Below are 26,572 nucleotides of genomic sequence, written 5' to 3' on the forward strand. Positions count from 1 at the left end.
ATTTTCGGAGAGAGGATGAAATACCTTGCTGGATGCTGAAGTAAGGCGCGACCTGGAACAGCTGGGGAAGCGTATCAATGATTTGAGGGTTTCTCTTTGACATTGCGAGGCAGCAGGAAGAAATAGCCAAACTGGAGCAGGAAATGATGCGGGAAGGTTTCTGGGACAACGTGGAGCACAGCCAAAAGGTCAACCAGAGGCTGGCCAACCTCAAGGGCAGGGTGGAAAGCTTTACTGCCCTGGAGTCCTCGCTGCAGGACCTGGAAGTAATGCTGGAACTGTGCCTGGAAGAACAGGACCCCCTGCTTGAAGAAGAATTAACCACCGAGCTGGCTTCCCTGGCCAGGCGGGTGGAAGATACCGAACTGGAAGTACTGCTGTCCGGTCCCTACGACCGGGGAGACGCCATCCTGGCTTTGCACCCGGGGGCCGGTGGCACCGAATCCCAGGACTGGGCCCAGATGCTGCTGCGCATGTATACCCGGTACTGTGAAAATCACAATTATAAAGTAGAGGTATTGGACCTGCTGCCGGGGGATGAGGCGGGCATTAAAAGCGCCACCATCCAGGTGTCCGGCCCCAACGCCTACGGCTACCTCCGCTGCGAAAAGGGCGTGCACCGGCTGGTGCGCATTTCCCCCTTTGACGCCGCCGGCCGCCGGCACACCTCCTTTGCCTCGGTGGATGTGCTGCCGGTGGTGGAGGACGAAGTGGAGGTCAACATCCGCCAGGAGGACTTGAAGGTTGACACCTACCGCTCCGGCGGCGCCGGGGGCCAGCACGTCAACAAAACCGACTCGGCGGTGCGCCTCACCCACCTGCCCACCGGCATCGTGGTGGCCTGCCAGAACGAGCGCTCCCAAACCACCAACCGCCTGGCCGCCATGAAATTATTAAAAGCCAAGCTCATCGACCTGGAGCTGCGCAAGAAAGAAGAAGAGTTGGCCGCCTGCGGGGAGACCAAAAGGACATCGCCTGGGGCAGCCAGATCCGCTCCTACGTGTTCCACCCCTACAGCCTGGTCAAGGACCACCGCACCGGCGTGGAAGTGGGCAACGTCCAAGCAGTGATGGACGGCGCCATCGATGAATTTATCGCCGCCTATCTCAAAGAAAAGGCCGGCACCCCCAAATAAAACCTGGCCTCCCAATTCAAATCGGGGACGGTTCTTGACTTGAATTAGTTTTACGAATTCAAGTCAAGAACCGTCCCCGATTTGAATTTACGACAAGATTTTATGAGTCTTGGAAGGATTTAGCACCAATAGGGAGAACAATTATACTGGTAACCTAGCTTGTCAACATTAGGAATTAAAATAGTCTAAATCATTTTAGGGTATGATAAAACCGGGCAAATCTTATCATTGAGGGTTTGTGAGGTAGCTTATATGTCAATGCGCTGGTTAAAGGATTACCTGGGGGTTACCATTGGGGTGATCCTGACGGCCGTAGGATTGGATGCCTTTTTAGTCCCAAACAAAATTGCCGCCGGCGGGGTAAGCGGTATTGCCACCATTCTGCACTATGTCATCCATGTTCCGGTGGGGGCTGCCATGCTGGTGCTTAATGTGCCCTTATTCATTGGAGCCACCCTGCGCCTGGGGTGGCACTATGCGGTACGCTCCCTTTACGGTACCTTGACACTATCCTTCTTTATCGATTTTCTGGAACCCTACATACCTGCCCTGACAGACAATTTGCTGTTGGCTTCGCTGTACGGGGGAGTGCTCAGCGGCTTGGGACTGGGTCTCGTTTTCCGGCATAAGGGAACCACCGGGGGGACGGACCTGGCTGCGGCTATTGTGAGAAGTTTTGTGGGAATTAATATAGGTCAATTGCTGTTTTTAATTGACTCTACGGTTGTTGCGGCCGCCTGGATCACCTTTGATTCGGCGGAACTGGCTCTTTATGCTCTGATCACGATCTTCGTCACGGCCTGGGTCATTGATCTGGTTCAGGAGGGTTTCAGTTACGCCAAGGCCTTTATTATTATAACCGATAAGGCCGATCAAATTAGCCAGGAGATCATAAAGCAGCTGGACCGGGGTGCCACCGCATGGAAAGCCAGAGGCATGTATACCGGACAGGAGAAAGAAGTTCTCCTGTCGGTGGTGGGACGTACCGAGGTGACCAGGTTAAAGGAAATTGTTCGGGAAACTGACCCGCAGGCATTCATCATCTTAGGGGATGTTCATGAAGTGCTGGGCGAAGGTTTCAAGCAATTACAAGGTTCAAAATAATGGATTAAAACAATACATAGAATACTGGAGGAAAAGAAATGGAACAGGAAAAAATTTATGCTTTGCAGGAGCGGGCCAGGGCCATTCGCCGCCACATTATCACCATGCTGGGGGAAGCCGGCTCCGGCCACCCGGGCGGTTCACTGTCTGCGGCGGACATTGTCAGTGTACTCTTCTTTGATACCATGAAACTTAACCCGGAGAAACCGGATTGGCCGGGCAGGGACCGTTTTGTTCTGTCCAAGGGCCATGCGGCCCCGGTGCTCTATGCCGCCCTGGCGGAAAAGGGCTTCCTGCCCCGGGAAGAACTGCTGACCCTGCGTAAACTGGGCAGCCGCTTGCAGGGGCACCCGGATATGAAAAAGCTGCCAGGGGTAGAAATGTCCACCGGTTCCCTGGGACAGGGGATATCCGCCGCCGTCGGCATGGCCCTGGGTCTCCGTTTGGACGGCGGTGACCAGAGAGTCTATGCCCTGCTGGGTGACGGCGAAGTGCAGGAAGGCCAGGTCTGGGAGGCCGCCATGGCCGCCGGCCACTTCAAGTTGGACAACCTGACCGCCTTCCTGGATTACAACAACCTGCAAATTGACGGCCCGGTGGACGTGGTCATGGATGTGGCCCCCTTAAATGATAAATGGCGGGCCTTTAACTGGCATGTCATTGAAATCGACGGCCACGATATCGGGCAGATCCTGAAGGCCATCGAAGAGGCCAAAGCCACCAAAGGCAAACCCACCATGATCATTGCTAAAACCGTCAAAGGCAAAGGTGTATCCTTTATGGAAAACCAGGTGGGCTGGCACGGCAATGCCCCCAAACCCGAGCAGGTGGAACAGGCATTGAAGGAACTGGCGTGAGTAATTCAAGTCGGGGACGGTTCTTGACTTGAATTATAACAGGCCATCGGCCATCAGCGTCAGCTAAAAGAATAACCCCAAAAGCTGAAGGCTGACGGCTGACGGCCTGACCCCAAAGAAATACCTATTAGAACTGGAGGTTTACCATGACAAAGAAAATTGCCACCCGGGATGCATACGGCCAGGAACTGGTCCGCCTGGGAGCTGATAATAAAGACGTGGTGGTTTTGGACGCCGACCTGTCCAAGTCCACCAAGACCCATGACTTTATGAAAACCTATCCCGACCGCTTCTTTAACATGGGCATTGCCGAGGGCAACATGATGGTCACCGCCGCCGGGCTGGCAGCCGTGGGTAAGATCCCCTTTGCCAGCACCTTTGCGGTGTTTGCCACCGGCCGGGCCTATGAGCAAATCCGCAACAGCATTTGCTACCCCAGGCTGAATGTGAAAATTGCCGCCACTCACGCTGGCGTCACCGTGGGGGAAGACGGGGGTTCCCACCAGTCCATTGAAGACATCGCCATTATGCGGGCACTGCCCGGCATGACCGTGTTTGTCCCCGCCGATGCAGTGGAGACCGCAGCCGCCATCCGGGCCGCAGCGGAAATCAAAGGACCCGTTTACATCCGTTTAGGACGCTCCGGCGTGCCGGTCCTGCACGGGGAAGATTTTAAGTTTACCCCCGGTGAAGCCGTTACCCTGCGGGAGGGCACCAATGTGGCCCTGATTGCCACCGGTATCATGGTTCCCGCCGCCCTGGAAGCCGCTGAAACCCTGGCCGCCGAAGGTATCAGCGCCATGGTCCTGGATGTCCACACCATCAAGCCCCTGGACGTTTTTGCCATTGTGGAAGCCGCCAGAAAATGCGGCGCCGTGGTCACCGCCGAAGAACACTCCATCATCGGCGGCCTGGGCAGCGCCGTAGCCGAAACCCTGTCCGAGCACCAGCCGGTCCCCCTGCAGCGCATCGGCGTCCGCGACACCTTCGGCGAATCCGGCAAACCCGCCGAACTCCTCCAACACTTCGGCCTCACCGCCGCCAACATCGCCGAGGCAGCCAGGAAAGTTATCGCCAAGAAGAAGTAAGATGTACCTGGTACATTGGTTAGAAGTTTATAAAAGGAGTGCTTGCAAGGGCACTCTTTTTGTATTTTTTGTCAAAAATTGGACAAAAAGGAATGAATTTTAGACTATTTTTAAAGGAATTTACACTTTGGGCGTCGAAATCCGATAGGTGGTTCCTAAGATCATAACTGGGAAAGGTGTTAAGATGATACAGTTCTACAATGTCTCCAAGGTGTACGACAACGGCGTAAAGGCTGTTTCTGACTTGACTCTGCATATAAAAAAGGGTGAATTTGTCTTTCTGGTAGGCCCCAGCGGAGCAGGGAAGTCTACTTTGATTAAACTGATCTTCCGTGAAGAGCTGCCCACCCGGGGGCAGGTGATGTTCAACGGCAAGAATACTGTCCGTATGAAAGCACGGGAAGTTCCCCACATGCGGCGGAAAATCGGCATGGTTTTTCAGGATTTTCGCCTGCTGTCCCAGAAGACCGCGGCGGAGAACGTAGCCTTTGCCCTGGAAATCACCGGCACCTCCGGTAAAGAGATTAAACGCATTGTGCCGGAGGTTCTGGAGCAGGTGGGACTCAAGGATAAAGGAAACCTGTTGCCCAGCCAGATGTCCGGCGGGGAGCAGCAAAGGGTCTGCATTGCCAGGGCCATTGTCAACAACCCCCTGCTGATCATCGCCGACGAGCCCACCGGCAACCTGGACCCCGATACCTCATGGGAAATCATGAAGCTTTTCCAGGACATTAACCGCCGGGGCACCACCATCCTGATGGCCACCCACGATTCGGAAATTGTGAACACCATGAAGAAGCGGGTGATTGCCCTGTCCAACGGCTGTGTTGTGCGGGATGAAGAGAGCGGGGTGTACCGCTGTGAACTTTAATACCATTAAATATTTCTTCCGGGAAGCATTTACCTCCCTGGTCAGAAACAGCTGGCTTTCCATTTCCTCCGTGGGCATCGTCACCGTATCCCTGATTATTCTGGGCGCTTCTTTGCTGCTGGTGGTGAATGCCGAAAAGCTGGCCAAATCGGTGGAAAGCAGCGTTGAAATCACCGCCTTTTTAGAAGAAAATGTGGGCAGAGTCGATCGGGACAAGATTGAAGAGCAGATCAAAAGCAATCCCGAGGTCGACACCGTGGAGTTCGTCTCCAGGGAGCAGGCCCTGCAGGAAATGAAAGAGGGCTTCGGCGACCGGGCGGATATTCTGGAGTCGCTGGAGGAAAGCAATCCCCTGCCCGACGCCTTCCGGGTAAAGACCAAGCAGGCTTCCGCCGTACCGGCCACCGCCAAAAAAATTGAAGGACTGGCGGGCGTGGAACAGGTCCGCTACGGACAGGGCGTGGTGGAAAAGCTGCTCAGTGTGACCCGCTGGGTCCGTTATGCCAGCCTGGCCACCCTGACCCTGCTGACGCTGTCCGCCGGCTTTTTAATTGCCACCACCATTCGCATGTCGGTCTTTGCCCGCCGGCGGGAAATCGGCATTATGAAAATACTGGGGGCCACCAACTGGTTTGTCCGCTTCCCCTTCATCCTGGAGGGCATTGTGCTGGGCCTCACCGGTGGGTTGCTGGCCATCCTGGTGGTGGACCTGGGATATCTTTCACTCATTAACAAACTGAAAATTTCCCTGCCTTTTATTCAACTGGTGAACGAGCCCAGGATCATTCTGTACATTCTTGGCAGCATGATGGGGCTGGGCGTTCTCATCGGCGCCCTGGGCAGTTGGTTTTCCCTGAGAAAATTTTTAAGAGTGTAACAACCGCTGAGTAACATTACTTACGTTTGTCGTTTGGCGGAGTCCGACGACCGCTGCCCGACGACAGACGACCGAGTATGGAGGGATATCCGTGCAGCGCAAATGGACCCAAAAGTTTCTTGCCCTGAGTCTGGGACTGGTTATGCTGGCAGGAACGCCGGTGTTGGCGTCTCCTCCCCTGAACCAGCAGTTGGATCAAGTAAGAAACCAGTTAAACCAGAAAAAGGCCCAGGAACAGCAGACCAAAAAAGTGGTCAAGGACTATACCCAACAACTGGCTACCATTAACCATTCCATCAACCAGAAGACGGAGCAGATTAAACAACTCCAGGGTTCTCTCAACGTTGCGGTGAACCGGCTGGAGGAAACGAAAAAGGACCTGGCCCAGGCAGAAGAACGTCTGGCAGAGAGCAACGACCAGTTGAAGAAAAGAGTCAAGGGCATGTACCAGAGTGGTCCTGTGGGCTACCTGGAGGTCCTGCTCAATGCCGGCAGTTTTTCGGATTTTACCAACCGCCTGGAGTTTTTGCAGCGGATGGTGCAAAGCGACAAGGCCATTGTGGACCGCATCACCAGCGAAAAGCAGCAAATCGAGGAATACAAAAGTGCCCTGGAGACCAGAACCCGGCAAATTGCTAGCATGAAAAACGAGCAGGAATACGTGAAAGAAACCCTGGCCCAGGCCCAGAGTGAAAAAGAAGAACTGTTAAAAGAGGCCAAACAGGACCTTAAGAAGACCGAGGCAGAAATCGACCGCCTGGAGGCCCAGGAGGAAGCCATCCTGAGGCAGATTGCCCTGGAGAACGCCAAAAAGGGCGGCAATTATACCGGGGGGTATTCAGCTGGCCGGTGCCGGGCTATTCCCGTATTTCTTCCCCCTTCGGCTACCGCATTCACCCCATTTTGAAGAAACAGCGGTTTCACGCGGGCATTGACATTCCTGCGCCCACCGGGGCCGCTGTCATTGCCCCGGCCGCCGGCACGGTGATCTATTCCGGCACCATGACCGGTTACGGCAGGGTGGTTATGATCGACCACGGCGGCGGGGTGGTCAGCCTGTACGGGCACCTGTCCGCCCAGTTGGTGGGCGATGGGCAGGCCGTAACCAAGGGTGACACCATCGCCAGGGTCGGCAGCACCGGCATGTCCACCGGGCCCCACCTGCATTTTGAGGTGCGGAAAAACGGCACGGCGGTCAGCCCCCATAATTACCTGTAAAAAAGCCGGGTCAACCCCCGGCTTTTTGCCGCCAGAAACTGGAAAAGTCTTTGTAATTTATGATGTTCTGTTGTAGTATAATACATGTGTAAGAGATAAAGAAAACGGGCAGGTGTTAGTGTGAGAAGAGACTCGTTGGCCTTTTGGGGAAGGCTGGCCATTGTACTGGTCTCCATGGTTTTTGTCATTTTGCTGATCCTGGGCGGCACAGTGGCAGGCAATTACAAAGGGCTGGGCAACTTGGTCAAAGTGGTAACCCTGGTGAAGGGCCAGTATTTGTTTGAAGTGGCGCCGGAAAAGCTGGTGGAAGGAGCCATCAAAGGCGTGGTGGAGTCCCTGGACGATCCCTATTCGGTTTACCTGGACGCCAAGACCTACTCTTCCCTGCAGGAACAGATTCGCGGTTCCTTTGGCGGCATTGGTGTTCTGGTGGGGGTCAAGGAACATTATCTGACGGTGGTAAAACCCTTTCCCCATACACCGGCGGCCGAGAAAGGCATCAAAGCCGGGGACATTATTATGCAAATTGGCGACCGACCGACCAAGGACATGGACACGGAAACCGCCGTTAACCTCATGCGGGGTCCCGTCGGCTCCAAAATTGAACTAACCATTATCCGGGAGGGTGTCAAAGAACCCCTGAAAATTAAGCTGACACGGGAGGAAATCAGCGTTCCCACCGTGGAGGGCCGCATGCTTCCCAACGAAAACAATGTGGCTATATTGCCATCAGCCAATTTACCGAGAACACCGGGGAAGAACTAGTAGAATCTCTGCAGGAACTCCGTAAAGAGGGGATGGAAGGGCTGGTATTGGACATCAGGGATAACCCGGGTGGCGAACTGAATTCAGCCATTAAGATCGCAGACCAGTTCTTAGCCAAAGGCCCCATTGTGCATATTGATTATCGCATCGGCCGGGACCACACCTTCAACGCCGAGCCCGATCAACTGGATTTGCCCCTGGTGGTCCTAGTAAACAAGGGCAGCGCCAGTGCTTCTGAGATCTTGGCCGGTGCTGTTAAGGATGCCGGAGTTGGCACCCTGGTGGGCACCAAGACCTTCGGCAAAGGCGTGGTGCAAACGGTATTTCCCCTGGACAATGGCGCCGGGCTTAAGCTGACCACCGCCAGGTATTTGACACCGGAAAAGCAGGATATTCATAAAAAAGGCATTACCCCGGACGTGGTGGTGAATCAAGAACGGGACGAAAAGACAGATAAACAATTAGAAACCGCTATTAAGCTGGTACGGGAAAAGATTCAAAAATAATGAATGAGGTGGGAAGCAGACCTTGTTCCCACTTCTAACTTCTCACATCTTACCTCTCAAATGGCAGGTGGTTCTGTTGATGTTTCCTTTTGCGGAGATAACACCGGAAATTCTAAAAACCATGGCGGCAGTTTTTACGGAGTCCCAGATCCTCCAACTGTTCCTCCTGGTGGTGGGCATCGTGGCTTTGCAGTACCACCGCATCGGTAAGGTACGGGAAAGATTCTTTGGCCTGAAGCCCCGGGGGGTGTGGCGGGATGTTCTGCTGGCCACCGGTTTCGGGCTGCTGGGGGGCGTTGTGGCCAGCTACTTGATGGTGTTTGTGGGGCTGACACTGTCCGGTTCAGGATTAATTTACCTCTGGCCCCTGGCCATTTTGTTAATGCTTATTGATGCCAGGTTTTTATGCTTTGCCTATGCCGGGGGGATTTTGGCCTTCAGTTCAATGGTCTTTGGCTGGCCCGACATCAGCGTGCCCCAGGTTTTAGGGCTGGTGGCCATTTTGCACTTTGCAGAGGCCGTTTTAATTCTCATCAGCGGTCATATGGGGGCGGTGCCCACCTTTATCAAAAATGCGGAAGGCAAGGTGGTGGGGGGCTTTGCCTTGCAGAAATTCTGGCCCATTCCCCTGGCGGTCATGGTGGTGGTAGGCCATTCCAGTGTACCCACCGGGGGAGTCAGCATGCCGGACTGGTGGCCCCTCATCCGGGGAGACCTGGGGGCCAACGTGGACAATATTATTTACGGCCTCATGCCGGTGGTGGCCGGTTTGGGGTATGGCGATCTGGCGGCAGCCCGCACGCCGCAGCAAAAGGGGAGAATTTCCGCCGTCATCCTGGGTATATACAGCGTTCTCCTGCTGGGTCTGGCCGTTTTGGCCGATCAACGACCCCTGATGGGAATCGTGGCGGCCCTGTTTTCTCCCCTGGGTCATGAACTGGTCATCTACTTGGGCAAGAAACTGGAAACGGGTAAATCCATTTACCAGCCCACCAGCCAGGGGGTTAAGGTGCTGGATGTGGTGCCGGGCTACCCTGCCTGGCAGGCCGGTATTCGCTCCGGCGACATTATTATGGAAGTCAACGGCATGGCGGTCAGCAGCCGCCAGGGCCTGGAATTTGCCCTGGGCGTCTACAATCAGCTTCAACTTACCTACTTTTCCATGAAAGAGAAACGAGTGTTCCGGGAAGGCGTCGATTACCAGGACAAAGAGATGCTGGGTCTCCTGCCCGTCCCGGAAGGGAATGAGCAGAACTATCTGGAATTATCCACCGAAGGACCCTTTCGCCGGTGGTTTAACAACCGGTTTACCCGGGGGGGTAACTAAACAGACGGTAGACAATGCGATAGCCGTAAGGAAAGAACAAAAGACCACGTTGTGATGACGTGGTCTTTTCATCGGAAAAACTAACGGGCACGGCTGGCCAGTTTGGTCATGAGCCGGGCAATGACTTCCTGCTCTTCCCTGTCGGCCACATCCCACAGTTCCTTGAGAACCTTTTGCTCCGGGTTGGCGGGCTGCACGTTGTCAGCCAGAATGGAACCGGCGTTCATGGCATATTGTTGGATCTTGTCCCGGGGGATTCCCAGTTCCTCGGCAAATTCCATGGCCTGGCCAGATACTTCTTCCAATTTTCCCAACTTGTGTTGGATTTGCTTAAATCCAGCATTACGTTTCCTCCTCCTCTTTTGACTGCGCATTTGTAGCACAGCCACCTGTTTCACCTATAGTTTGGCAGCGGGAAGAGAAATTATACATACCTGGAAATAAAAGACTGAACCGCTGCCAGGGGTTGCCAAGCCGGCAGATGTGGTCTATGATAATCATTGAAACAAAGCAGGAGGTTTTTGCCATGTCATTGGAGCAATTGGCTTTGGATATGCAGCACTGCACCCGCTGCGGGCTGGCGGAGGGCCGAAACAAGCTGGTTTTCGGAATGGGTAACCCCGGGGCCAGGTTAATGCTGATCGGCGAGGGGCCGGGCAAAGACGAGGACGAGCAGGGCCTTCCCTTTGTGGGCCGGGCCGGGCAGCTGCTGGACCGCGTCCTGGCGGCCATCAACCTCACCCGGCAAGAGGTGTATATCGCCAACATCGTAAAGTGCCGGCCGCCCAACAACCGGGTCCCCAGCCGGGCCGAGGCGGTGGCCTGCCTGCCCTATTTATACCGGCAGATCGAACTGATCAAGCCCGGGATTATCGTACTGCTGGGCAACACAGCCCTGCAGAACTTAATCGGTCCGGAGGCCCGCATCACCAGGATGCGTGGCCAGTGGCTGGAAAGCCGGAGCGGCATCAAGATTATGCCCACCTATCACCCGGCGGCGGTCCTGCGGGACCCCAACAAAAGGCGCCCGGTATGGGAGGACTTTCAAAAGATTCAGGAGGAGTACCTGCGGGTGACAGGAAAAGCTGCCAGGGACCAGTACTCCTTTTGATCACAAAAAACTGCTGCCTTACCTGGCAGCAGTTTTTTAAGGTAATAAAGTTTTTCTTCATGCTCCATTAGTTTCTCGTGAATAAAATCAAATCTGTCTTCAACCCGAATAAAGCGGTGGATCATCTCCTCACGCAAGGAGGACATTTGACTTTCAAAAGAGGACAGTCGACTTTCAAAAGAGGACATTTGACTTTCAAAAGAGGAAAGCTGATCTTTAAAGGAATCCTGGTTGGCTTCTAATTTTTCCACCCTTAATTCCAGGTTGGCAACCCTTGCATCAAGTTTATCTACTGTCGCCTCAAGTCTTTCAACCCTCGCCTCAAGCCTGTCTACCTTTGCATCAAGTTCTTCAACCTTGGTATTCAGTTTTTCCACCTTGGTATTGAGTTCTTCCACCAACGAGTTGGTGTGGCCAACAATACGAATCAAGTCAGTGACCAGATGCTCGATACGTTCCAGACGTTCCTCGCTCATTTTTTATTCCCCCATGAGAAGGACTGGTGTTTATCCAAAACACTACCTAAATTATAGCACAAAATTTTCCACAAATAAATAATTTTAAAAACATACATAAGCTAAATCTACCAGTACTCCCAGGTTTCTGATATTGACCGAAATGGTATAATATAAGGTGGACAGAAAGCAGGTGGATGAATGTGGAATTTAAGCTGAAATCCGAGTTTCAACCCCGGGGAGACCAGCCCAAAGCCATTGCACAACTGGTGGACGGGCTGAACAGGGGATTAAAGCATCAGGTGCTGCTGGGGGCCACCGGCACCGGCAAAACCTTTACCATGGCCAATATCATTCAAAAGGTGCAGCGGCCCACCCTGATCCTGGCGCCCAACAAAACCCTGGCGGCCCAGCTGTGCAGTGAAATGAAAGAGTTTTTTCCGGAAACTCCGTTGAATATTTCGTTAGTTACTTCGATTATTACCAGCCCGAGGCCTATATTCCTCATACCGATACTTATATTGAAAAGGACTCTTCCTTGAACGATGAAATTGACAAACTGCGCCACTCGGCAACCACCGCCCTGCTGGAGCGGCGGGATGTCATTATCGTGGCCAGTGTTTCCTGCATTTACGGCCTGGGTAACCCGGAGACCTACCGGGACCTGGTGTTGTCTTTGCGGGCCGGCGGCACCTATGACCGGGACGCTATTTTAAGGAAGCTGGTGGACATCCAGTACGAGCGCAACGACATCAACTTCACCCGGAACAAGTTCCGGGTCCGGGGAGACGTCATTGAAATCTTCCCCGCCAACGTCAGCGACAGGGCGCTGCGGGTGGAGATGTTCGGCGACGAAGTGGAGCGGCTGCTGGAGATCGACACCGTGACCGGCGAAATTCTGGGACAGCGGCAGCATATCGCCGTCTTTCCCGCCAGCCACTTCGTCACCGCCGAGGAGAACCTGAAACGGGCCATTGCCTCCATTGAAGTGGAGCTGGAACAGCGGCTGAAAGAGCTGCGGGATGCCGGCAAACTGCTGGAGGCCCAGCGGCTGGAGCAGCGCACCCGCTACGACCTGGAAATGATGGCCGAGGTGGGTTTCTGCTCGGGCATTGAGAACTACTCCCGTCATTTAACCGGACGGGCCCCGGGGGAATCCCCCTTTACCCTGCTGGACTTCTTCCCGGAGGACTGGCTGCTGATCATCGACGAGTCCCACGTGGCAGTACCCCAGATCGGCGGCATGTACGAAGGGGACCGTTCCCGCAAGACCACCCTGGTGGAGCACGGTTTTCGCCTGCCCTCGGCCCTGGACAACCGGCCCCTCAAGTTCCACGAGTTTGAGGACAAGGTAAACCAGGTGGTTTACGTGTCCGCCACACCGGGCAACTACGAATTTAAACACCAGCAGCAGGTGGTGGAGCAAATTATCCGTCCCACCGGCCTGGTGGACCCGGAAATTTCAGTCCGCCCCACCAGGGGCCAGATCGACGACCTGCTGGGTGAAATCCGCCTGCGGGTGGAGCGGGACGAGCGGGTGCTGGTGACCACCCTGACCAAAAAATGGCCGAAGACCTTACGGATTACTTTAAAGAAAATGGCGTGCGGGTTCGCTACCTGCACTCGGATATTAACACAATTGAGCGGATGGAGATTCTGCGGGACCTGCGGTTGGGTACTTTTGACGTGCTGGTGGGCATCAACCTGCTGCGGGAGGGCCTGGACCTGCCCGAAGTCAGCCTGGTGGCCATCCTGGATGCTGATAAAGAAGGTTACCTGCGTTCCGAGCGCTCGCTCATTCAGACTATTGGCCGGGCCGCCCGCAACGCCGAGGGCTGCGTCATTATGTATGCCGATAAAATGACGGACTCCATGAAGAAGGCCATCGGCGAAACCGAGCGCCGCCGCAAGATACAGGTAGAATACAACCAAAAGCACGGCATTACCCCGGAAACCGTCCGCAAGGCGGTGCGGGATGTCATCGAAGCCACCCGGGCCGCCGAAGAAAAGGCGCCCTACGTGGCCCGGACCAAGGCCGGCAAGATGACCAAGACCGAGCTCAAAAAGATGATTGCCAAGCTGGAAAAAGAAATGAAAGAATCCGCCAGACACCTCGAATTCGAGCGGGCCGCCCAGTTAAGGGATGCCATTATTGAGCTGAGACTGCAGCTGCGGGTGATAAGGAAATTAAGCCGGCGATACCGGAGGTAGAGTATTAAAGGAGTACAATCATGCAAGATAAGATCTTAATTAAGGGCGCTCGCTCCCACAACCTCAAAAACATCGACGTTGAAATTCCCCGGGACAAGCTGGTGGTGATCACCGGCTTGTCCGGTTCCGGCAAGTCCTCCCTGGCCTTTGACACCATCTACGCCGAGGGCCAGCGGCGGTATGTGGAGTCCCTGTCTGCCTACGCCCGGCAGTTCCTGGGGCAGATGAACAAGCCGGATGTGGACTATATCGAAGGTCTGTCCCCGGCCATTTCCATCGACCAGAAGACCACCAGCCACAACCCCCGCTCCACCGTGGGGACCGTGACGGAGATTTACGACTACCTGAGGCTGCTCTTTGCCCGGGCGGGCCGGGCCCACTGTCCCAAGTGCGGCCAGCCCATCACCCAGCAGACGGTGCAGCAGATGGTGGACCAGCTGATGGCCCTGCCCGAGGGGACCAAGCTGCAGCTGCTGGCCCCGGTGGTGCGGGGCAAAAAGGGCGAGCACGTAAAAATCTTTGAGGACATCCGCCGCAACGGCTTCGTGCGGGTACGGGTGAACGGGGAAATCTATGATGTCACCGAAGTGCCCCGGTTGGATAAGAAAAAGAAACATACCGTTGAAATTGTGGTGGACCGCATTATCATCCGGCCCGGCAGTGAAAAAAGGCTGGCCGATTCCATGGAGACCGCCCTTAAGCAAAGCGAAGGGGTGGCCGTTGCCGCGGTGGTGGACGGGGAAGAATACACCTTCTCGGAAAACTTTGCCTGCACCGACTGCGGTATCAACATCAGTGAAATCAGCCCCCGGCTGTTCTCCTTTAACAGCCCCCACGGGGCCTGCCCGGCCTGTACCGGCCTGGGCTTTAACCATGAATTTGACCCGGATTTAATCATGCCGGACAAGGGTAAAAGCATCCGGCAAGGGGCCATTGAAGGCTGGCACAAAGGAAACATTGCTGCCGCCTACCTGTCCGGCCTGGCGGAGAAGTATGAATTCAGCCTGGACACCCCGGTGGAGCAGCTTGCTGCCAAGCATCTCCAGGTGATTCTTTACGGCACCGGCAATGATAAAGTAAAGTTCCACTATACCGACGGTTACGGCCACGTGCACCGCTACGAAGTGCCCTTTGAAGGGATTATCGGCAACCTGTCCCGCCGCTACCGGGAGACCCAGTCCGAGGCCATGCGGGAAGAATTTGAAAAATATATGAGCATCAAGCCCTGCCCCAGCTGCAAGGGCGCCAGGCTGAAGCCCGAGGCCCTGGCAGTGAAGGTGGGGGGCAAGAACATTGCCGAGGTCACCGCCCTGCCGGTGTCCGAAGCTCTAAAGTTCTTTAACAACCTGGATCTCACCGAGAGGGAGCGGCTCATTGCCCGGCAAATTCTCAAAGAAATTAACGAGCGGCTGGGCTTCCTGGTCAACGTGGGCCTGGATTATTTGACCCTCGGCCGTTCTGCCGGCACCCTGTCCGGCGGGGAGGCCCAGCGCATCCGACTGGCCACTCAAATCGGCTCCGGCCTGATGGGGGTGTTATACATCCTGGATGAGCCCAGCATCGGCCTGCACCAGCGTGACAACGAAAGGCTCATTGCCACCCTGAAGCGGCTGCGGGATTTGGGCAACACCCTGATCGTGGTGGAACACGATGAGGATACCATCCGGGTGGCGGACCATGTCATCGACATCGGCCCCGGGGCCGGCCGCCACGGCGGCCAGGTGGTGGCGGCCGGTACCATGGAAGAAATCATGCGGGTGCCGGAGTCCCTTACCGGCCAGTACCTGAGCGGCAAGAAATACATTCCGGTACCTCTCAGCCGCCGCCAGGGAAAGGGACAAAGCCTGGTCATACAAGGGGCGGCGGAAAACAACCTGAAGGGCATTGATGTGGAAATTCCCCTGGGGCTCTTTGTCTGCGTCACCGGGGTATCCGGCTCCGGCAAAAGTACCCTGATCAACGAAATCCTCTACAAGTCCCTGGCCCACAAACTGCACCGGGCCAAGGACAAACCCGGGGAGCACCTGGGAATCCGGGGCATCGAGCACCTGGAAAAGGTCATCGACGTGAACCAGTCCCCCATCGGCCGCACCCCCCGGTCCAACCCGGCCACCTACACCGGCGTGTTTAACGACATCCGGGAGCTGTTTACCCAGCTGCCGGAGGCCAGGGTGCGGGGGTACAAGCCCGGCCGTTTCAGCTTTAATGTGAAGGGCGGCCGCTGCGAAGCCTGCCAGGGGGACGGCATTATTAAAATCGAAATGCACTTCCTGCCGGACGTTTATGTACCCTGCGAAGTCTGTAAAGGCCTGCGCTACAACCGTGAGACCCTGGAGGTCAAATACAAAGGCAAGAGCATTGCCGATGTATTAAATATGGAAGTGGACGAGGCGGTGGAGTTCTTCGCCAACATCCCGAAGATTCACCGGCGGCTGAAGACCCTGCAGGACGTGGGGTTGGGCTATACCCGCCTGGGCCAGCCGGCGCCGGAGCTCTCCGGCGGTGAAGCCCAGCGGGTGAAGCTGGCCACCGAATTAAGCCGGCGCAGCAACGGCGGTACCATCTACATCCTGGACGAGCCCACCACCGGCCTGCACACCGCCGATATCGCCCGGCTGCTGGAAGTGCTGCACCGCCTGGTGGACAACGGCAGCACCGTGGTGGTCATCGAGCACAACCTGGATGTCATCAAGACTGCCGATTACATTATCGACCTGGGACCCGAAGGGGGCGACAAAGGAGGAACCCTGGTGGCCGCCGGCACCCCGGAAGAAATTTGCCGGGCGTCCCAATCCTACACCGGCCAGTTCCTCAAACCGGTGCTGGAACGGGACCGCCAGAAAACCCTCACCTAATTCAAGTTGGGGACGGTTCTTGACTTGAATTCGACAATTGTCAAATTCAAGTCAAGAACCGTCCCCAACTTGAATGAAAGCCTCCGGCTGGTTTGTCAGACCGGAGGCTTTTGGTGTTAGAGGGGGATGTTACTTTGTTGCTGCACAGGGGTAGCAAATTTTTGGTACTGGCGGTTGAAGCACCAGATGGAAGCCGGCAGCAGTACCGCAAAGATGCCCACCAGCACCAGCAGGTTCGGCAGTACCTGGGAGAAACCGATGCCCATCAGGGCGATGTCGCGCACATCGGATACCAGGTAGGTGAGGGGCAGTGAGGCGGAAATTGCCCTGGCAAACAGGGGCATGGATTGCACCGGCCAGGTAAACCCTGAGAAAAGGAAGGACGGAATGGCCACCAGCATGGCAAGCTGGGTGGCTTCCAGTTCGCTCCGGCAGACGATGGAAAGAAAGATGCCCAGGGTCAGGATGGCCAGAATAAAGACAGCTATCAGCAGCAGGAGCAACGGGTAGTGGCCCCGGAAGGGTATCTGGAAGACCGTAAAGCACAGGGCCAGCACCACGTTGGCGCTGACAATATTTAATAGGAAGTAAGGGATCATTTTTCCCAGTACCACATGGTGGGCCCGGTAACCGCCTGCCAGCAGGTCTTTGATGGCCCCCGTTTCCTTTTCCCTGGCCACTGCCACCGCCATGTAAAGGAGAATCACCTGCTGCAGGGCGGTGCAGGCCAAGCCCAGCAGCAGAAAGTTGGCGTAGTTGAAGGTGGGGTTATACCACACCCGCAGCCGGTACCTGAGGGGAAGGGCTGTGGCGGCAGCTTTCTCCGGCAGCAGGGCCTGGCTGGATTCCAGCGTCTTGATACTGACACCGGCTGACAGGGTGGAGATAATTTCATTGGCCGCCGACATGACGGCGTTGCTGAACAGCATGTTGGTGCCGTTGACGATCACCAGCACCTCGGAACCCTGACCCTTTTTAAGGTTGGTGTCCAGGTCCTCCGGCAATACCACTGCCGCCGTAACCTCACGGGTCTCCAACATTTGGCGCAGCTCTTCCTCACTGCTCACTTGACCCACCAAATCAAACTTTTCCGAATCCCGAAAGGCCTGCACCACAATCCGGCTGGTGGCTGTGTTGTTATAATCCAGCACCACGGTTTTGATGTGCTTTACCACATGGTTGCTGTACATAATGCCGAACAGCACGATGTACAGGGTGGGAATAAAACACATGACGAACAGCAGTCGCTTGTTGCCCCGGATGTATTGCCATTCCCGGGAGGCAATTGAAAGGATCTTATCCATGCGCAACCCCCCGGCTATTCAAACTTTACTTGAACCGACATGCCCGGCCGCAGTTGGGCGGAGTTCACCTTGATCTTGACGTTGTAGGTGACGATGTCCTTTTCACCCCGGTCGTTGGTGGCCCGGGCGGTGGCAAATTCCGGCTTGCGGCTGATATTAACAATTTTGCCGGTGTATTTTTTGTCCGGTACGCTCACGGGGATGAGCGTGGCCTGCTGGCCCTCTTTGATTTTATCCAGCACAGACTGCTTCACCTTGACATTGACCCAGTTGTCCGCATAATCGGTCACGGTCATCAGGGGCAGGCCGGTGGACACCATCTCGCTTCATCGACATTTAGCGAGGTGATGGTACCGGAACAGGGAGCTTTGATATTTGTTTCTTTTAAATTAATCTTTACCTGCTGCAGGTCGGCCTCGGCCTTTGCAAGGGCAGCTTCAGCCCGCTGCATATCAGCCTGGTAGACATCCACCTGCAGCCGGGAAGCCCTGGCGTTGGCCAGATCTCCTTCGGCTGCCGCCACCCCGGCCAGCGCCGCTTTATAATCCTTCTCGGCGCTGTCCATCTGCTGATCGGAGATGGCTTGGGCCTTATGCAGTTCAACCATGCGTTCATAGGTTTTTCTGGCCAGTTCGGCATCGGCTTTGGCTTTGGCCAGGGCTGCTTCGGCCTTCTGGACAGCGGCGGCCGTGCTGTCTGCGGAAAGCTTGCTGCCGGCAGCTGCCTTGGCAATATCCCCATTGGCGGCGGCGATACCGGCCAGGGCCTGGGCTTCTTTTGCCTTCAAGTCTTCGTCATCAATTTTAGCCAGCAAATCACCGGCCTTCACCTGCTGGCCCTCCTGCACATACAGCTTCACAATGCGCCCCGGCACCTTGGTGTTGACATCCACTTCCTTGGCTTCCACCACCCCGGTAAGTTCCTGGCCTGTCTTTTGGGCTGTACATCCTGTCAGCAACAGCAGCAGAACCATGACCGATACAAACCATTTGTTGGGACGGATCATTCTATTTCCTCCTTGTTTTTCAGGATTCCGTTGAAGGTAAAGTCAAGAATATGCCGGCAGCGTTCCTCCAGCATGTCTTCAGACATCATGTCGCCGGCCCACATGGGCTGTACCGTTTCCCGGCGGCTGAAATAAATCAGGCAGAGGGCGTGCATGCTCAAAAGGGTCTGGCGTATATCAAGGTCGGGGCGGAAAACTCCCCGGTTGATGCCGTCCTGTAAAATCTGACCCAGGTCCGATTCAAACAGATCCAGCAACTGGGGTAAAACTCTGCTGCCGTAACGTCCCCGGTTCAGGGCTTCCCAGTTCACCAGGCGCACAAACTCTTCATCCCGGGCCAGGAAGTAAAAATACTGGCGCAGGGCCCGCTCCACATTTTCCATAGGGTCGGCGCCGGGAATAAAGGCCCCTTTGGCGAGGTTGTATATTTTTCTGTAGTTATAGCGCAGGACCTCAACGTACAGGTTTTCCTTGCTTTCAAAGTAATGGTAAATCATCCGCTTGTTGATCCTGGCAGCGGCGGCGATTTCGTCCACCCTGGCGCCGTCCAAACCTTTACGGGAAAAGATATCCGCTGCGGCCAGGAGGATGCGGTTTTTGCTTTCCTCGGCCCGGGCGCTTGCTTCATTCTTGTTGTCTGTTTCTTTTTTCGGAAGCCTTTCCCCTTTAGCCATGACAACCTCCTTACCATAAAGTAACTAACCGGTTATTTACCTGGCTTTATTGTGCTCCTCTTTGCCATCATTGTCAAGAGAGGGATGATTTATTTGAAATGTTATTAATCCATATGAAATTTTGCAACAAATTTGTTATTTTTTCCAAGCAGGAAAAGAAACGGTCGTTAGCCAAGATAAACAGGAAATACTACCGGTTAGGTAAACTTAATCTGTTCTTTATCCCATCTTAACCATTAGATGAAAAAATAGTTAGAAAAAGACAATTACCATTGGCACCAGCGGACCTGCACGATACAATCATCCTGGGGGGGATGGCTTTGACATTAACAGACAAAATTAAAAATATTCCCCCGCGCCCCGGGGTTTATCTCTATAAAGATGCGGATGGCCAGGTGATCTATGTGGGGAAGGCGGTTTCCCTGAAAAACCGGGTTCGCTCTTACTTTCAGGCGGGCGCCAAACAGGCCCCCAAGGTGAAGGCCATGCTGCGCCGGGCGGTGGATCTGGACTACATTGTCACCGATTCAGAAATGGAAGCCCTGATACTGGAAAACAACCTGATTAAAAAACACCGGCCGAAATATAACGTCTTATTAAAGGACGATAAAACCTATCCCTACATTAAAGTGACGGTCCAGGAGGAATTTCCCCGGGTGCACATCACCCGCCGGGTGGTAAAGGACGGCGCCCGGTATTTCGGCCCCTTCACCCACGCGGGGGCGGTGAACGAAACCCTGCGGCTGTTGAAGAAAATTTTTCCCCTGCGCACCTGCAAGCAGCGGGAGCCGGCGCCCCGGGACCGTCCCTGCCTGAACTATCACATCCGGCGCTGCCTGGGCCCCTGCTGCAATTTGGTGGAACGCCCGGCCTACCGGGAGACCGTCAACGAAGTGGTGTTGTTTCTGGAGGGGCGCCAGGAAGATTTAATGAAGAGGCTGCGGCAGCGAATGGAGCAGGCCGCGGAAAATTTGGAATTTGAAAAGGCAGCGGAACTGAGGGACCAACTGCTGGCGGTGGAAAAAATTGTGGAGCGGCAGAAGGTGGTGTCCACCGACCTGGTGGACCAGGATGTGATCGCCATGGCCAGGGGCTTTGATGAGGCCTGCCTGACGGTGTTTTTTATCCGGGGCGGCAAACTCATCGGCCGGGAACAGTATTTCCTGGAGGGCACCGATACCTGGAGCGGGGGGAGGTCATGGCCACCTTCGTGCAGCAGTTCTATAACCAGACAGAGGTTGTCCCGGCGGAAATTTTGCTTTCCGAAGAAATTGAAGGCGCCCCTCTCATTGCTGCCTGGCTCAGTGAACTGCGCGGCAGCAAGGTTAACATAAAAGTACCCAAGCGGGGGATAAACACAAACTGGTGGCAATGGCGGCCCAGAATGCCCTGCTTTCATTGGAGCAAACCCAACTGGAGCGCCAGGCCGGGCGGCAGGCCGTGGACGGGGCCCTGGCGGAATTGATGGCTGCCCTGGATCTGGCAGAGCCGCCCCGGCGCATGGAGTGCTACGACATCTCCAACATCCAGGGAACCGAAACGGTAGCCTCCATGGTGGTCTTTGAAGACGGCAAACCGGCCAAGGACCAGTACCGGCGTTTCAAAATCCGCACCGTGGAGGGACCCAATGATTTTGCTTCCATGAAAGAGACCCTGAGCCGGCGTTTGTCCCGGGCCAGGGAAGAGCAGGCCCAGGTGGAGGGAGGAGAGCTTGCTGCCAACCGGGCCAAATTTACCCGCTTGCCGGATTTAATCATTATCGACGGGGGAAAGGGACAGCTTTCCGCCGCCAGGGAGGCCATGCTGGAGCAGGGCTTTGCGCACATTCCCGCCTTCGGTCTGGCCAAGGAGGAAGAACTGCTTTTTGCGCCGGGCCGGCCGGACCCCATCCGGCTGCCCGGGGAATCCCGGGGCCTGCAGATGCTGCAGCGACTGCGGGATGAAGCCCACCGTTTCGCGGTAACCTATCACCGCAAGCTGCGCACCCGGAGAAACCTCAAGTCAGTCCTGGATGAAATCGAAGGCATCGGCGCCGTGCGCCGCCGGGAACTCTACAAGGCCTATAAGAGCCTGGATGCCATTAAACAAGCTTCGCCGGAAGAATTGGCCAAAGTCCCCGGCATGAACATCAAAGCCGCCGAGGCGGTGTACAGGTTCTTCAGGGAGAACGAATAAAGCTATTCGCCAGCCAAAAGCGAACAGCTAGACCCGAAAGAAATACAAAAGGGGGATTTTTCCATTGACTAAATACCGTATGCTGGCCATTGACCTGGACGATACCCTGCTCAACAGCCAGCTGAAAATATCCGCACGCAACAAAGAGTATATCCGGCGGGCCAGGGAGGCGGGGGTGCATGTCACCCTGGCCACCGGGCGCATGTACTGCTCCGCCCTGCGTTATGCCCGGGAATTGGAGCTAAACCTGCCCTTAATCACCTACCAGGGCGCTCTGGTCAAGGAAGCGTGCTCCGGGGAAATCCTGATTCACAGGCCGGTGCCGCTGGATTTGGCCCGGCAGGTTATCGAGCGGGTAAAGACCCTGGGGTATCATATCAATGTCTATGTGGATGACAATCTGTATGTAGAAAAAGTAACCTCCGAGGCAGAGACCTACCAGAGAATATCCGGCATCACCGCTCACCCGGTGGGGGATTTGCTTAAATTTCTGGACCGGCCGCCCACCAAGGTTCTGATTGTCGGTGGCGTTGGGGCGTTGGATGACCTCGGGCGGGAAATCAGGCAGCAGTTTGGCACAACCCTGCACATTACCAAATCCAAACCCCATTTTCTGGAGATCTCTCATCCCGAGGCCACCAAAGGCCATGCCCTGGATACCTGGCCCGGCGCTGGGGGTTAACGGCTGACCAGGTAATCGCTATCGGAGACGCGCCCAATGATTTGGAAATGATTGAGTATGCCGGCCTGGGTGTTGTGGTCGGAAATGCCCATGGGGACGTTAAAGATAAGGCAGATTATGTGACCCATACCAATGACCGGGACGGTGTGGCGGAGGTCATTGCCAAATTCATTTTGGGGCATGAAAACCTCTCACATCCCACTTCTCAAATAGCACCTTAACAGTACTGTTTTACTATAATGGGGTAGACAGTACCCCTTCAGGATAAGTGTTTTATTTGCTTAAATGCAACGTAGCGTTTACAATATAGTAGAACTTTAAGCTTGTCATTTGAAGGGGGGTTGAAGTGTCCAGTCCAAGATTATTGATTGTCACCGGTATGTCCGGAGCCGGCAAAACGCAAGCGGTACAAAGTTTGGAGGACCTGGGCTACTTCTGTGTTGATAACCTGCCTCCGGCCCTGATGCCCAAGTTTGCTGAGCTGGTTTCCCAGTCCAACGGGAAAGTTGATAAAGTCGCCCTGGTGGTGGATATCCGGGGCGGGACTTTTTTTAACCAGGTGATGGAGTTTCTCAACGACCTGAGCAAACAGGGTTACCGGTATGAAATTTTGTTTTTGGAAGCATCCGACGAAACCCTGGTGCGGCGATATAAAGAATCCCGCCGCCGGCATCCTTTGGATGCCCACGGCGAGGTTCTGGAGGTCATCCGGGAAGAAAGGGAACTGCTGCGCGAAATCCGGGGCAGGGCCAACAAAATCATCGATACCTCAAATCTTTCCAACGTTCAGTTAAAGGAACAAATTATCAGCCAATACGGCGGTGACAAGGAAGATAACAATCGACTGTTGATTACCGTCATTTCCTTTGGTTACAAATATGGCATTCCCTTGGATTCCGACCTGGTGATCGACGTGCGGTTCCTGCCCAATCCCCACTATATCCCGGAACTGCGCTGCCTCACCGGTAACGATGAACCGGTGCAGCGGCATGTCCTGTCCAAGGACGTCACCAAGGAATTTATGGAGAAATTCATCGATTTTGTGACATTTTTAATTCCTCACTATCAAAATGAGGGAAAAGCCACTTTAATGATCGCAATCGGCTGTACCGGCGGGATGCACAGGTCTGTAACACTGGCCAATAAACTGGGAGATGTACTGAGCGAGAAGGGATACCGCATCAATGTAAGGCACCGGGATATCATGCGAGTATAGGCGGTGGGATCATTGGCCACTCTATGGAAATGGTTTTCTCCAGGCATGAATATAAAACGCTGGCTGCTGCTGGCCCTGGTGGGGATTGCCCTGCTGGGGCTGGGCCTGGCGCTGGTGGACCGCCATCTGGTGGGCCTGATGTGTGTGGTGGTGGACCGGCTGGCTAACCAGTTGGCCGGTGTTCCCCGGTGGTTGATAGGGGTGCTGATTGCTACCCTTGGCCTGATCACGATGGGCTACGGGTTTCGGATGGCTTTTAAATCCGTTATGACGGTAATCCGGCCGGACCCGTCCGAGCGGCTGGTAGAAACCATTTACCACCACAGGTCGCTGAAACGGGGACCAAGGTGGTTGCCATCGGCGGGGGAACCGGGCTTTCCAGCCTGCTCAAGGGAATCAAGGAATATACCAGCAATATCACCGCCATCGTGACGGTCACCGATGACGGCGGCAGTTCCGGCCGCTTGCGGGATCACTTGGGAATGTTACCGCCGGGAGACATTCGCAACTGCCTGGCGGCCCTGGCGGACAAAGAAACCCTCATGGAAGAAGTGCTGCAGTACCGCTTTGACAGCGGCGAACTGGCCGGACACAACCTGGGCAATTTACTGCTGGCCGGGTTAAATAACGTCTCCGGCGGTTTTGACGGGGCCGTGCGGGCCCTCTCCAAAGTGCTGGCCATCCGGGGCCAGGTGCTTCCCGTCACCCTGGAAAACGTGGTGCTGGGGGCTGAACTGGCAGATAACACCCTGGTCTTTGGCGAATGCAACATTTCTGCCAGCCGCAGCCGCATTAAAAGAATTTTTTTACGTCCGGAGGTCTGCCGCCCCCTGCCCGAAGCCCTGGCAGCCATCCGGGAGGCGGACCTGATTATCCTGGGGCCTGGCAGTCTGTATACCAGTGTCATCCCCAACCTGCTGGTGCAGGGGATGGCGGAAGCCATCCAAAATTCGCCGGCCCAAAAGGTTTACATTTGCAACATTATGACGCAGCCCGGGGAAACCCAGGCTATACCGCCTACGATCACGTAAAGACCATCTGTGATCATGTGGGGCCCATTGTGGACCAAATCCTGGTGAACAGTGAGCCCATCCCGGGCCGTTTGCTGAAAAAATACCGGGAGACAGGCGCCGCACCGGTAAAAGTGGACAGCGCCGCACTGGCCAAAGCAGGTGTGCAAATCTGGTCCAAATACCTGGTGCAGCACAGCGATGTGGTCCGGCACCAGCCTGAAAAACTGGCCCAGGCGGTGATGGAAATCATCTACGAATCCAAAACCGCAGCCCTGGAACGGGCGCCGGTCAAGATTTACCAACCCTCAAGGACGATACGATAGCCGGGCTAATACGGCATTCCAGCAACTAGACCCCAAAGGAATACCCATCAGGCTAACAACGAATCAACGGAGGTGAACCGATGTCTGCAGCCAAGAAATTCTTTCTAGTCAGTCTACTAATGATCACACTGACCTTCACCGGAACAGGCATCTGGTACCAGCAGCAGAACAAAGCCATTCCCTCGGATGCTAAATACCCCAAATTGCAGGGCATCCCCATTCTGATGTACCATAAGGTGAATCCGGACCCGGCACCGGTGGTTTGGGCCTGCGGGTTCCTCCGGATAAATTTGAATGGCAAATGAAATACCTGAGAAAGAACGGTTATGAAACCGTTTCACTGGAAGATGTGATGGATCATTTTGAAAAGGGCAAACACCTGCCGGACAAACCCATCGTCATCACCTTTGACGACGGTTACAAGGACAATTACCGGTTTGCCTACCCCATCATGAAGAAGTACGGGTATACCGGGACCATCTTTGTGGTTTCCAAAGCAATCGGCAACACCAACTTTTTTGATGTAGAAAAGAAACTCCAGCCCGAAAACAGAATTATGGACTGGCATGAAATACGGGAACTGGCTGAGGCCGGCTTTACCATCGGCGCCCATACGGTGGACCACCCCCACCTGGCGGAAGTGCCGCCGGAAGTGGCCCGTCACCAGATCGAAGAATCCAAGCGCGCCCTGGAACACGGCTTGAAAAAGCCCGTTGAATTTTTTGCCTATCCCTACGGCAGCTACAACGACACCGTGGCGGATCTTGTAAAACAGGCCGGCTACCGGGCAGCCGTCACCACCGAACTGGGCCTGGCCAAAGCTGACTCAAACCCCTTCAAACTCCGCCGCATCCGTGTAACCGGCCATTACAGCAACGAGAAATTTATTGAAGAACTGCATAAATACTAATAGGCATTCCAATTTTCCATTCTAAACTCTTCCACGGCGGGGACGGTGCTGCCGATCCTTAACAACTCGCTCACAGTAACAAAACTGTAGCCCTTCTCCTTTAATCCCTGCATGATTTTCGGCAAAGCCTCCACCGTCTGGGTGCGGTCGCCGCCGCAGTCGTGCAAAATGATGATGGAGCCGTTCCTTGCATTGTTGACCACCCGGTCAACGATTTTTTTGCTCCCGGGTCAGCCCAATCCTTTGGGTCTTCCCGGGCGGTCCAGAGAATCACCTTGTATCCTTTATCCAGCGCCGGTTCCACTGTGGCTATGGTGCATTTGCCGCCCGGCGGGCGGAAATACTGGGTGTGCCTGTCGGTAAGCCGATAAATCACCTCATCTGTTTTATCCAATTCCTCTGCCAGCCGGGCGGGCTTCACAGGCGACATGGGGTGATTAAAGGTATGATTGCCGATTTCATGGCCTTCCTGGGCCATGCGTCGGATCAGTTCAGGGTATTTCTCCGCCCTTTTCCCCACCACAAAGAAGGTGGCGCCGGCCTGGTGTTCCCTTAAAATATCCAGCACTTGTGGCGTAAAGGTGGCGCTGGGCCCGTCATCAAAGGTAAGGGCCACCACTTTTTTGAGGTGCTGACCTGCTTCACGACCTGCCCGCTGCGCAGCCATTGCTCCACCGAAGTCCCATTGGAAGCGGTGGTCGTGGTAAAAGTCGTGGCCCCCGCCGCCAAACCCAGGATTAACACTCCTATGATAAAGGCCTTTATCGTTCTCTTCCCCAAGTAAACAACCACTGTGCCAGCCCCTCTCCGGAATCTGCTAAAAACAATATATTCATGAAGGTACTGGCATTATGTGGGATAAATTAACGGTTCGGTAGATTCTGAGACC

19 protein-coding genes and 7 pseudogenes are annotated in these 26,572 nt (G+C 55.0%); 19 read left to right on the forward strand and 7 right to left on the reverse strand.

What is annotated here, in order from left to right; translation table 11 throughout:
- The first annotated feature begins 28 nt into the window (after nucleotides 1-28).
- From prfB to P378_RS16500, 10 genes and pseudogenes are all read left to right on the forward strand, one after another.
- Nucleotides 29-1,135 (forward strand): annotated as a pseudogene (prfB, locus tag P378_RS16460) (peptide chain release factor 2).
- A gap of 252 nt (nucleotides 1,136-1,387) precedes the next feature.
- Nucleotides 1,388-2,239 (forward strand): YitT family protein, encoded by an 852-nt coding sequence (locus P378_RS16465; protein ID WP_099083985.1) that lies wholly within the window; start codon nucleotides 1,388-1,390, stop codon nucleotides 2,237-2,239.
- Between the two features lie 38 nt (nucleotides 2,240-2,277).
- Nucleotides 2,278-3,096: a transketolase gene (locus tag P378_RS16470; RefSeq protein ID WP_099083986.1), complete on the forward strand. Its 819-nt coding sequence runs from the start codon at nucleotides 2,278-2,280 to the stop codon at nucleotides 3,094-3,096.
- Between the two features lie 146 nt (nucleotides 3,097-3,242).
- Nucleotides 3,243-4,184: a transketolase family protein gene (locus P378_RS16475; RefSeq protein WP_099083987.1), complete on the forward strand. Its 942-nt coding sequence runs from the start codon at nucleotides 3,243-3,245 to the stop codon at nucleotides 4,182-4,184.
- A 184-nt stretch (nucleotides 4,185-4,368) separates the two neighbouring features.
- Nucleotides 4,369-5,055 (forward strand): cell division ATP-binding protein FtsE, encoded by a 687-nt coding sequence (gene ftsE, locus P378_RS16480; RefSeq protein ID WP_099083988.1) that lies wholly within the window; start codon nucleotides 4,369-4,371, stop codon nucleotides 5,053-5,055.
- Entirely contained in the window at nucleotides 5,045-5,932 is an 888-nt protein-coding gene (gene ftsX, locus P378_RS16485) for a permease-like cell division protein FtsX (RefSeq protein ID WP_180261155.1), read from the forward strand. Before ftsE ends, ftsX begins: the two co-directional genes overlap by 11 nt.
- A 91-nt stretch (nucleotides 5,933-6,023) precedes the next feature.
- Nucleotides 6,024-6,839, forward strand: coding sequence for a murein hydrolase activator EnvC family protein (locus P378_RS16490; RefSeq protein WP_238473357.1), 816 nt, complete (start codon nucleotides 6,024-6,026; stop codon nucleotides 6,837-6,839).
- Complete coding sequence (locus P378_RS22355; protein ID WP_238473358.1) at nucleotides 6,782-7,150, forward strand: M23 family metallopeptidase; 369 nt, start codon at nucleotides 6,782-6,784, stop codon at nucleotides 7,148-7,150. The genes P378_RS16490 and P378_RS22355 overlap by 58 nt, the downstream gene beginning before the upstream one ends.
- Before the next feature lie 120 nt (nucleotides 7,151-7,270).
- Nucleotides 7,271-8,421 (forward strand): annotated as a pseudogene (locus tag P378_RS24350) (S41 family peptidase).
- Nucleotides 8,422-8,500: 79 nt separating this feature from the next.
- Nucleotides 8,501-9,748, forward strand: coding sequence for a PDZ domain-containing protein (locus P378_RS16500; RefSeq protein WP_099083990.1), 1,248 nt, complete (start codon nucleotides 8,501-8,503; stop codon nucleotides 9,746-9,748).
- Between the two features lie 80 nt (nucleotides 9,749-9,828).
- Here the strand turns inward: P378_RS16500 and P378_RS16505 are convergent.
- Nucleotides 9,829-10,091, reverse strand: a pseudogene (locus P378_RS16505) (DUF3243 family protein).
- A gap of 183 nt (nucleotides 10,092-10,274) precedes the next feature.
- On the opposite strand from P378_RS16505, the gene P378_RS16510 reads away from it, so the two are divergent.
- Nucleotides 10,275-10,859, forward strand: coding sequence for a uracil-DNA glycosylase (locus P378_RS16510; protein ID WP_099084000.1), 585 nt, complete (start codon nucleotides 10,275-10,277; stop codon nucleotides 10,857-10,859).
- On the opposite strand, the gene P378_RS16515 is transcribed toward P378_RS16510, so the two are convergent.
- Nucleotides 10,802-11,335, reverse strand: a complete 534-nt coding sequence (locus P378_RS16515) for a coiled-coil domain-containing protein (protein WP_099083991.1) — start codon at nucleotides 11,333-11,335, stop codon at nucleotides 10,802-10,804. The genes P378_RS16510 and P378_RS16515 overlap by 58 nt on opposite strands.
- Before the next feature lie 182 nt (nucleotides 11,336-11,517).
- Here P378_RS16515 and uvrB point away from each other — a divergent pair.
- Together uvrB and uvrA are read left to right on the forward strand one after the other, a co-directional pair.
- Nucleotides 11,518-13,533 (forward strand): annotated as a pseudogene (gene uvrB, locus P378_RS16520) (excinuclease ABC subunit UvrB).
- 12 nt (nucleotides 13,534-13,545) lie between these two features.
- A complete protein-coding gene (gene uvrA / locus P378_RS16525) occupies nucleotides 13,546-16,380 on the forward strand; it encodes an excinuclease ABC subunit UvrA (RefSeq protein ID WP_099083992.1) in 2,835 nt (944 codons plus the stop codon).
- Nucleotides 16,381-16,496: 116 nt separating this feature from the next.
- On the opposite strand, the gene P378_RS16530 is transcribed toward uvrA, so the two are convergent.
- From P378_RS16530 to P378_RS16540, 4 genes are read right to left on the reverse strand one after another with little or no spacing between them, the layout of a single operon-like run.
- On the reverse strand, nucleotides 16,497-17,684 hold the full coding sequence (locus tag P378_RS16530; protein WP_099083993.1) for an ABC transporter permease: 1,188 nt from the start codon (nucleotides 17,682-17,684) through the stop codon (nucleotides 16,497-16,499).
- A gap of 14 nt (nucleotides 17,685-17,698) precedes the next feature.
- Nucleotides 17,699-18,004 (reverse strand): HlyD family secretion protein, encoded by a 306-nt coding sequence (locus tag P378_RS22360; protein WP_238473359.1) that lies wholly within the window; start codon nucleotides 18,002-18,004, stop codon nucleotides 17,699-17,701.
- A complete protein-coding gene (locus P378_RS23225) occupies nucleotides 17,980-18,690 on the reverse strand; it encodes an HlyD family secretion protein (RefSeq protein ID WP_274378753.1) in 711 nt (236 codons plus the stop codon). Before P378_RS23225 ends, P378_RS22360 begins: the two co-directional genes overlap by 25 nt.
- Nucleotides 18,687-19,364: a TetR/AcrR family transcriptional regulator gene (locus tag P378_RS16540; RefSeq protein ID WP_099083994.1), complete on the reverse strand. Its 678-nt coding sequence runs from the start codon at nucleotides 19,362-19,364 to the stop codon at nucleotides 18,687-18,689. The genes P378_RS23225 and P378_RS16540 overlap by 4 nt, the downstream gene beginning before the upstream one ends.
- A gap of 320 nt (nucleotides 19,365-19,684) precedes the next feature.
- Here P378_RS16540 and uvrC point away from each other — a divergent pair.
- From uvrC to P378_RS16565, 6 genes and pseudogenes are all read left to right on the forward strand, one after another.
- Nucleotides 19,685-21,539: pseudogene (gene uvrC / locus P378_RS16545) on the forward strand (excinuclease ABC subunit UvrC).
- Nucleotides 21,540-21,618: 79 nt separating this feature from the next.
- A pseudogene (locus P378_RS16550) lies at nucleotides 21,619-22,442 on the forward strand (Cof-type HAD-IIB family hydrolase).
- 125 nt (nucleotides 22,443-22,567) lie between these two features.
- The gene (gene rapZ / locus P378_RS16555; protein ID WP_099083995.1) at nucleotides 22,568-23,437 is read left to right on the forward strand and encodes an RNase adapter RapZ; all 870 of its coding nucleotides are present in this window, start codon (nucleotides 22,568-22,570) and stop codon (nucleotides 23,435-23,437) included.
- Between the two features lie 12 nt (nucleotides 23,438-23,449).
- Nucleotides 23,450-24,773, forward strand: a pseudogene (locus P378_RS16560) (gluconeogenesis factor YvcK family protein).
- Between the two features lie 80 nt (nucleotides 24,774-24,853).
- Entirely contained in the window at nucleotides 24,854-25,078 is a 225-nt protein-coding gene (locus P378_RS22370) for a hypothetical protein (RefSeq protein ID WP_238473360.1), read from the forward strand.
- Nucleotides 25,036-25,683 (forward strand): polysaccharide deacetylase family protein, encoded by a 648-nt coding sequence (locus P378_RS16565; RefSeq protein ID WP_238473361.1) that lies wholly within the window; start codon nucleotides 25,036-25,038, stop codon nucleotides 25,681-25,683. The genes P378_RS22370 and P378_RS16565 overlap by 43 nt, the downstream gene beginning before the upstream one ends.
- 100 nt (nucleotides 25,684-25,783) lie before the next feature.
- Here P378_RS16565 and P378_RS16570 read toward each other — a convergent pair whose 3' ends face one another.
- A complete protein-coding gene (locus P378_RS16570) occupies nucleotides 25,784-26,350 on the reverse strand; it encodes a polysaccharide deacetylase family protein (protein WP_207654071.1) in 567 nt (188 codons plus the stop codon).
- Nucleotides 26,351-26,572 lie beyond the last annotated feature (222 nt).

It is taken from the genome of Desulforamulus profundi (assembly GCF_002607855.1).

What these genes read in the sequence shown, in the direction of transcription:
- P378_RS16540 (WP_099083994.1), bottom strand. Translation starts at nt 19,364, where the DNA reads ATGGCTAAAGGGGAAAGGCTTCCGAAAAAAGAAACAGACAACAAGAAT.
- ftsE (WP_099083988.1), top strand. Translation starts at nt 4,369, where the DNA reads ATGATACAGTTCTACAATGTCTCCAAGGTGTACGACAACGGCGTAAAG.
- uvrA (WP_099083992.1), top strand. Translation starts at nt 13,546, where the DNA reads ATGCAAGATAAGATCTTAATTAAGGGCGCTCGCTCCCACAACCTCAAA.
- P378_RS16500 (WP_099083990.1), top strand. Translation starts at nt 8,501, where the DNA reads ATGTTTCCTTTTGCGGAGATAACACCGGAAATTCTAAAAACCATGGCG.
- P378_RS16515 (WP_099083991.1), bottom strand. Translation starts at nt 11,335, where the DNA reads ATGAGCGAGGAACGTCTGGAACGTATCGAGCATCTGGTCACTGACTTG.
- P378_RS16530 (WP_099083993.1), bottom strand. Translation starts at nt 17,684, where the DNA reads ATGGATAAGATCCTTTCAATTGCCTCCCGGGAATGGCAATACATCCGG.
- P378_RS23225 (WP_274378753.1), bottom strand. Translation starts at nt 18,690, where the DNA reads ATGATCCGTCCCAACAAATGGTTTGTATCGGTCATGGTTCTGCTGCTG.
- P378_RS16510 (WP_099084000.1), top strand. Translation starts at nt 10,275, where the DNA reads ATGTCATTGGAGCAATTGGCTTTGGATATGCAGCACTGCACCCGCTGC.
- P378_RS16465 (WP_099083985.1), top strand. Translation starts at nt 1,388, where the DNA reads ATGTCAATGCGCTGGTTAAAGGATTACCTGGGGGTTACCATTGGGGTG.
- P378_RS22360 (WP_238473359.1), bottom strand. Translation starts at nt 18,004, where the DNA reads ATGGTGTCCACCGGCCTGCCCCTGATGACCGTGACCGATTATGCGGAC.
- P378_RS16570 (WP_207654071.1), bottom strand. Translation starts at nt 26,350, where the DNA reads ATGGCTGCGCAGCGGGCAGGTCGTGAAGCAGGTCAGCACCTCAAAAAA.
- P378_RS22370 (WP_238473360.1), top strand. Translation starts at nt 24,854, where the DNA reads ATGTCTGCAGCCAAGAAATTCTTTCTAGTCAGTCTACTAATGATCACA.
- P378_RS16475 (WP_099083987.1), top strand. Translation starts at nt 3,243, where the DNA reads ATGACAAAGAAAATTGCCACCCGGGATGCATACGGCCAGGAACTGGTC.
- P378_RS16470 (WP_099083986.1), top strand. Translation starts at nt 2,278, where the DNA reads ATGGAACAGGAAAAAATTTATGCTTTGCAGGAGCGGGCCAGGGCCATT.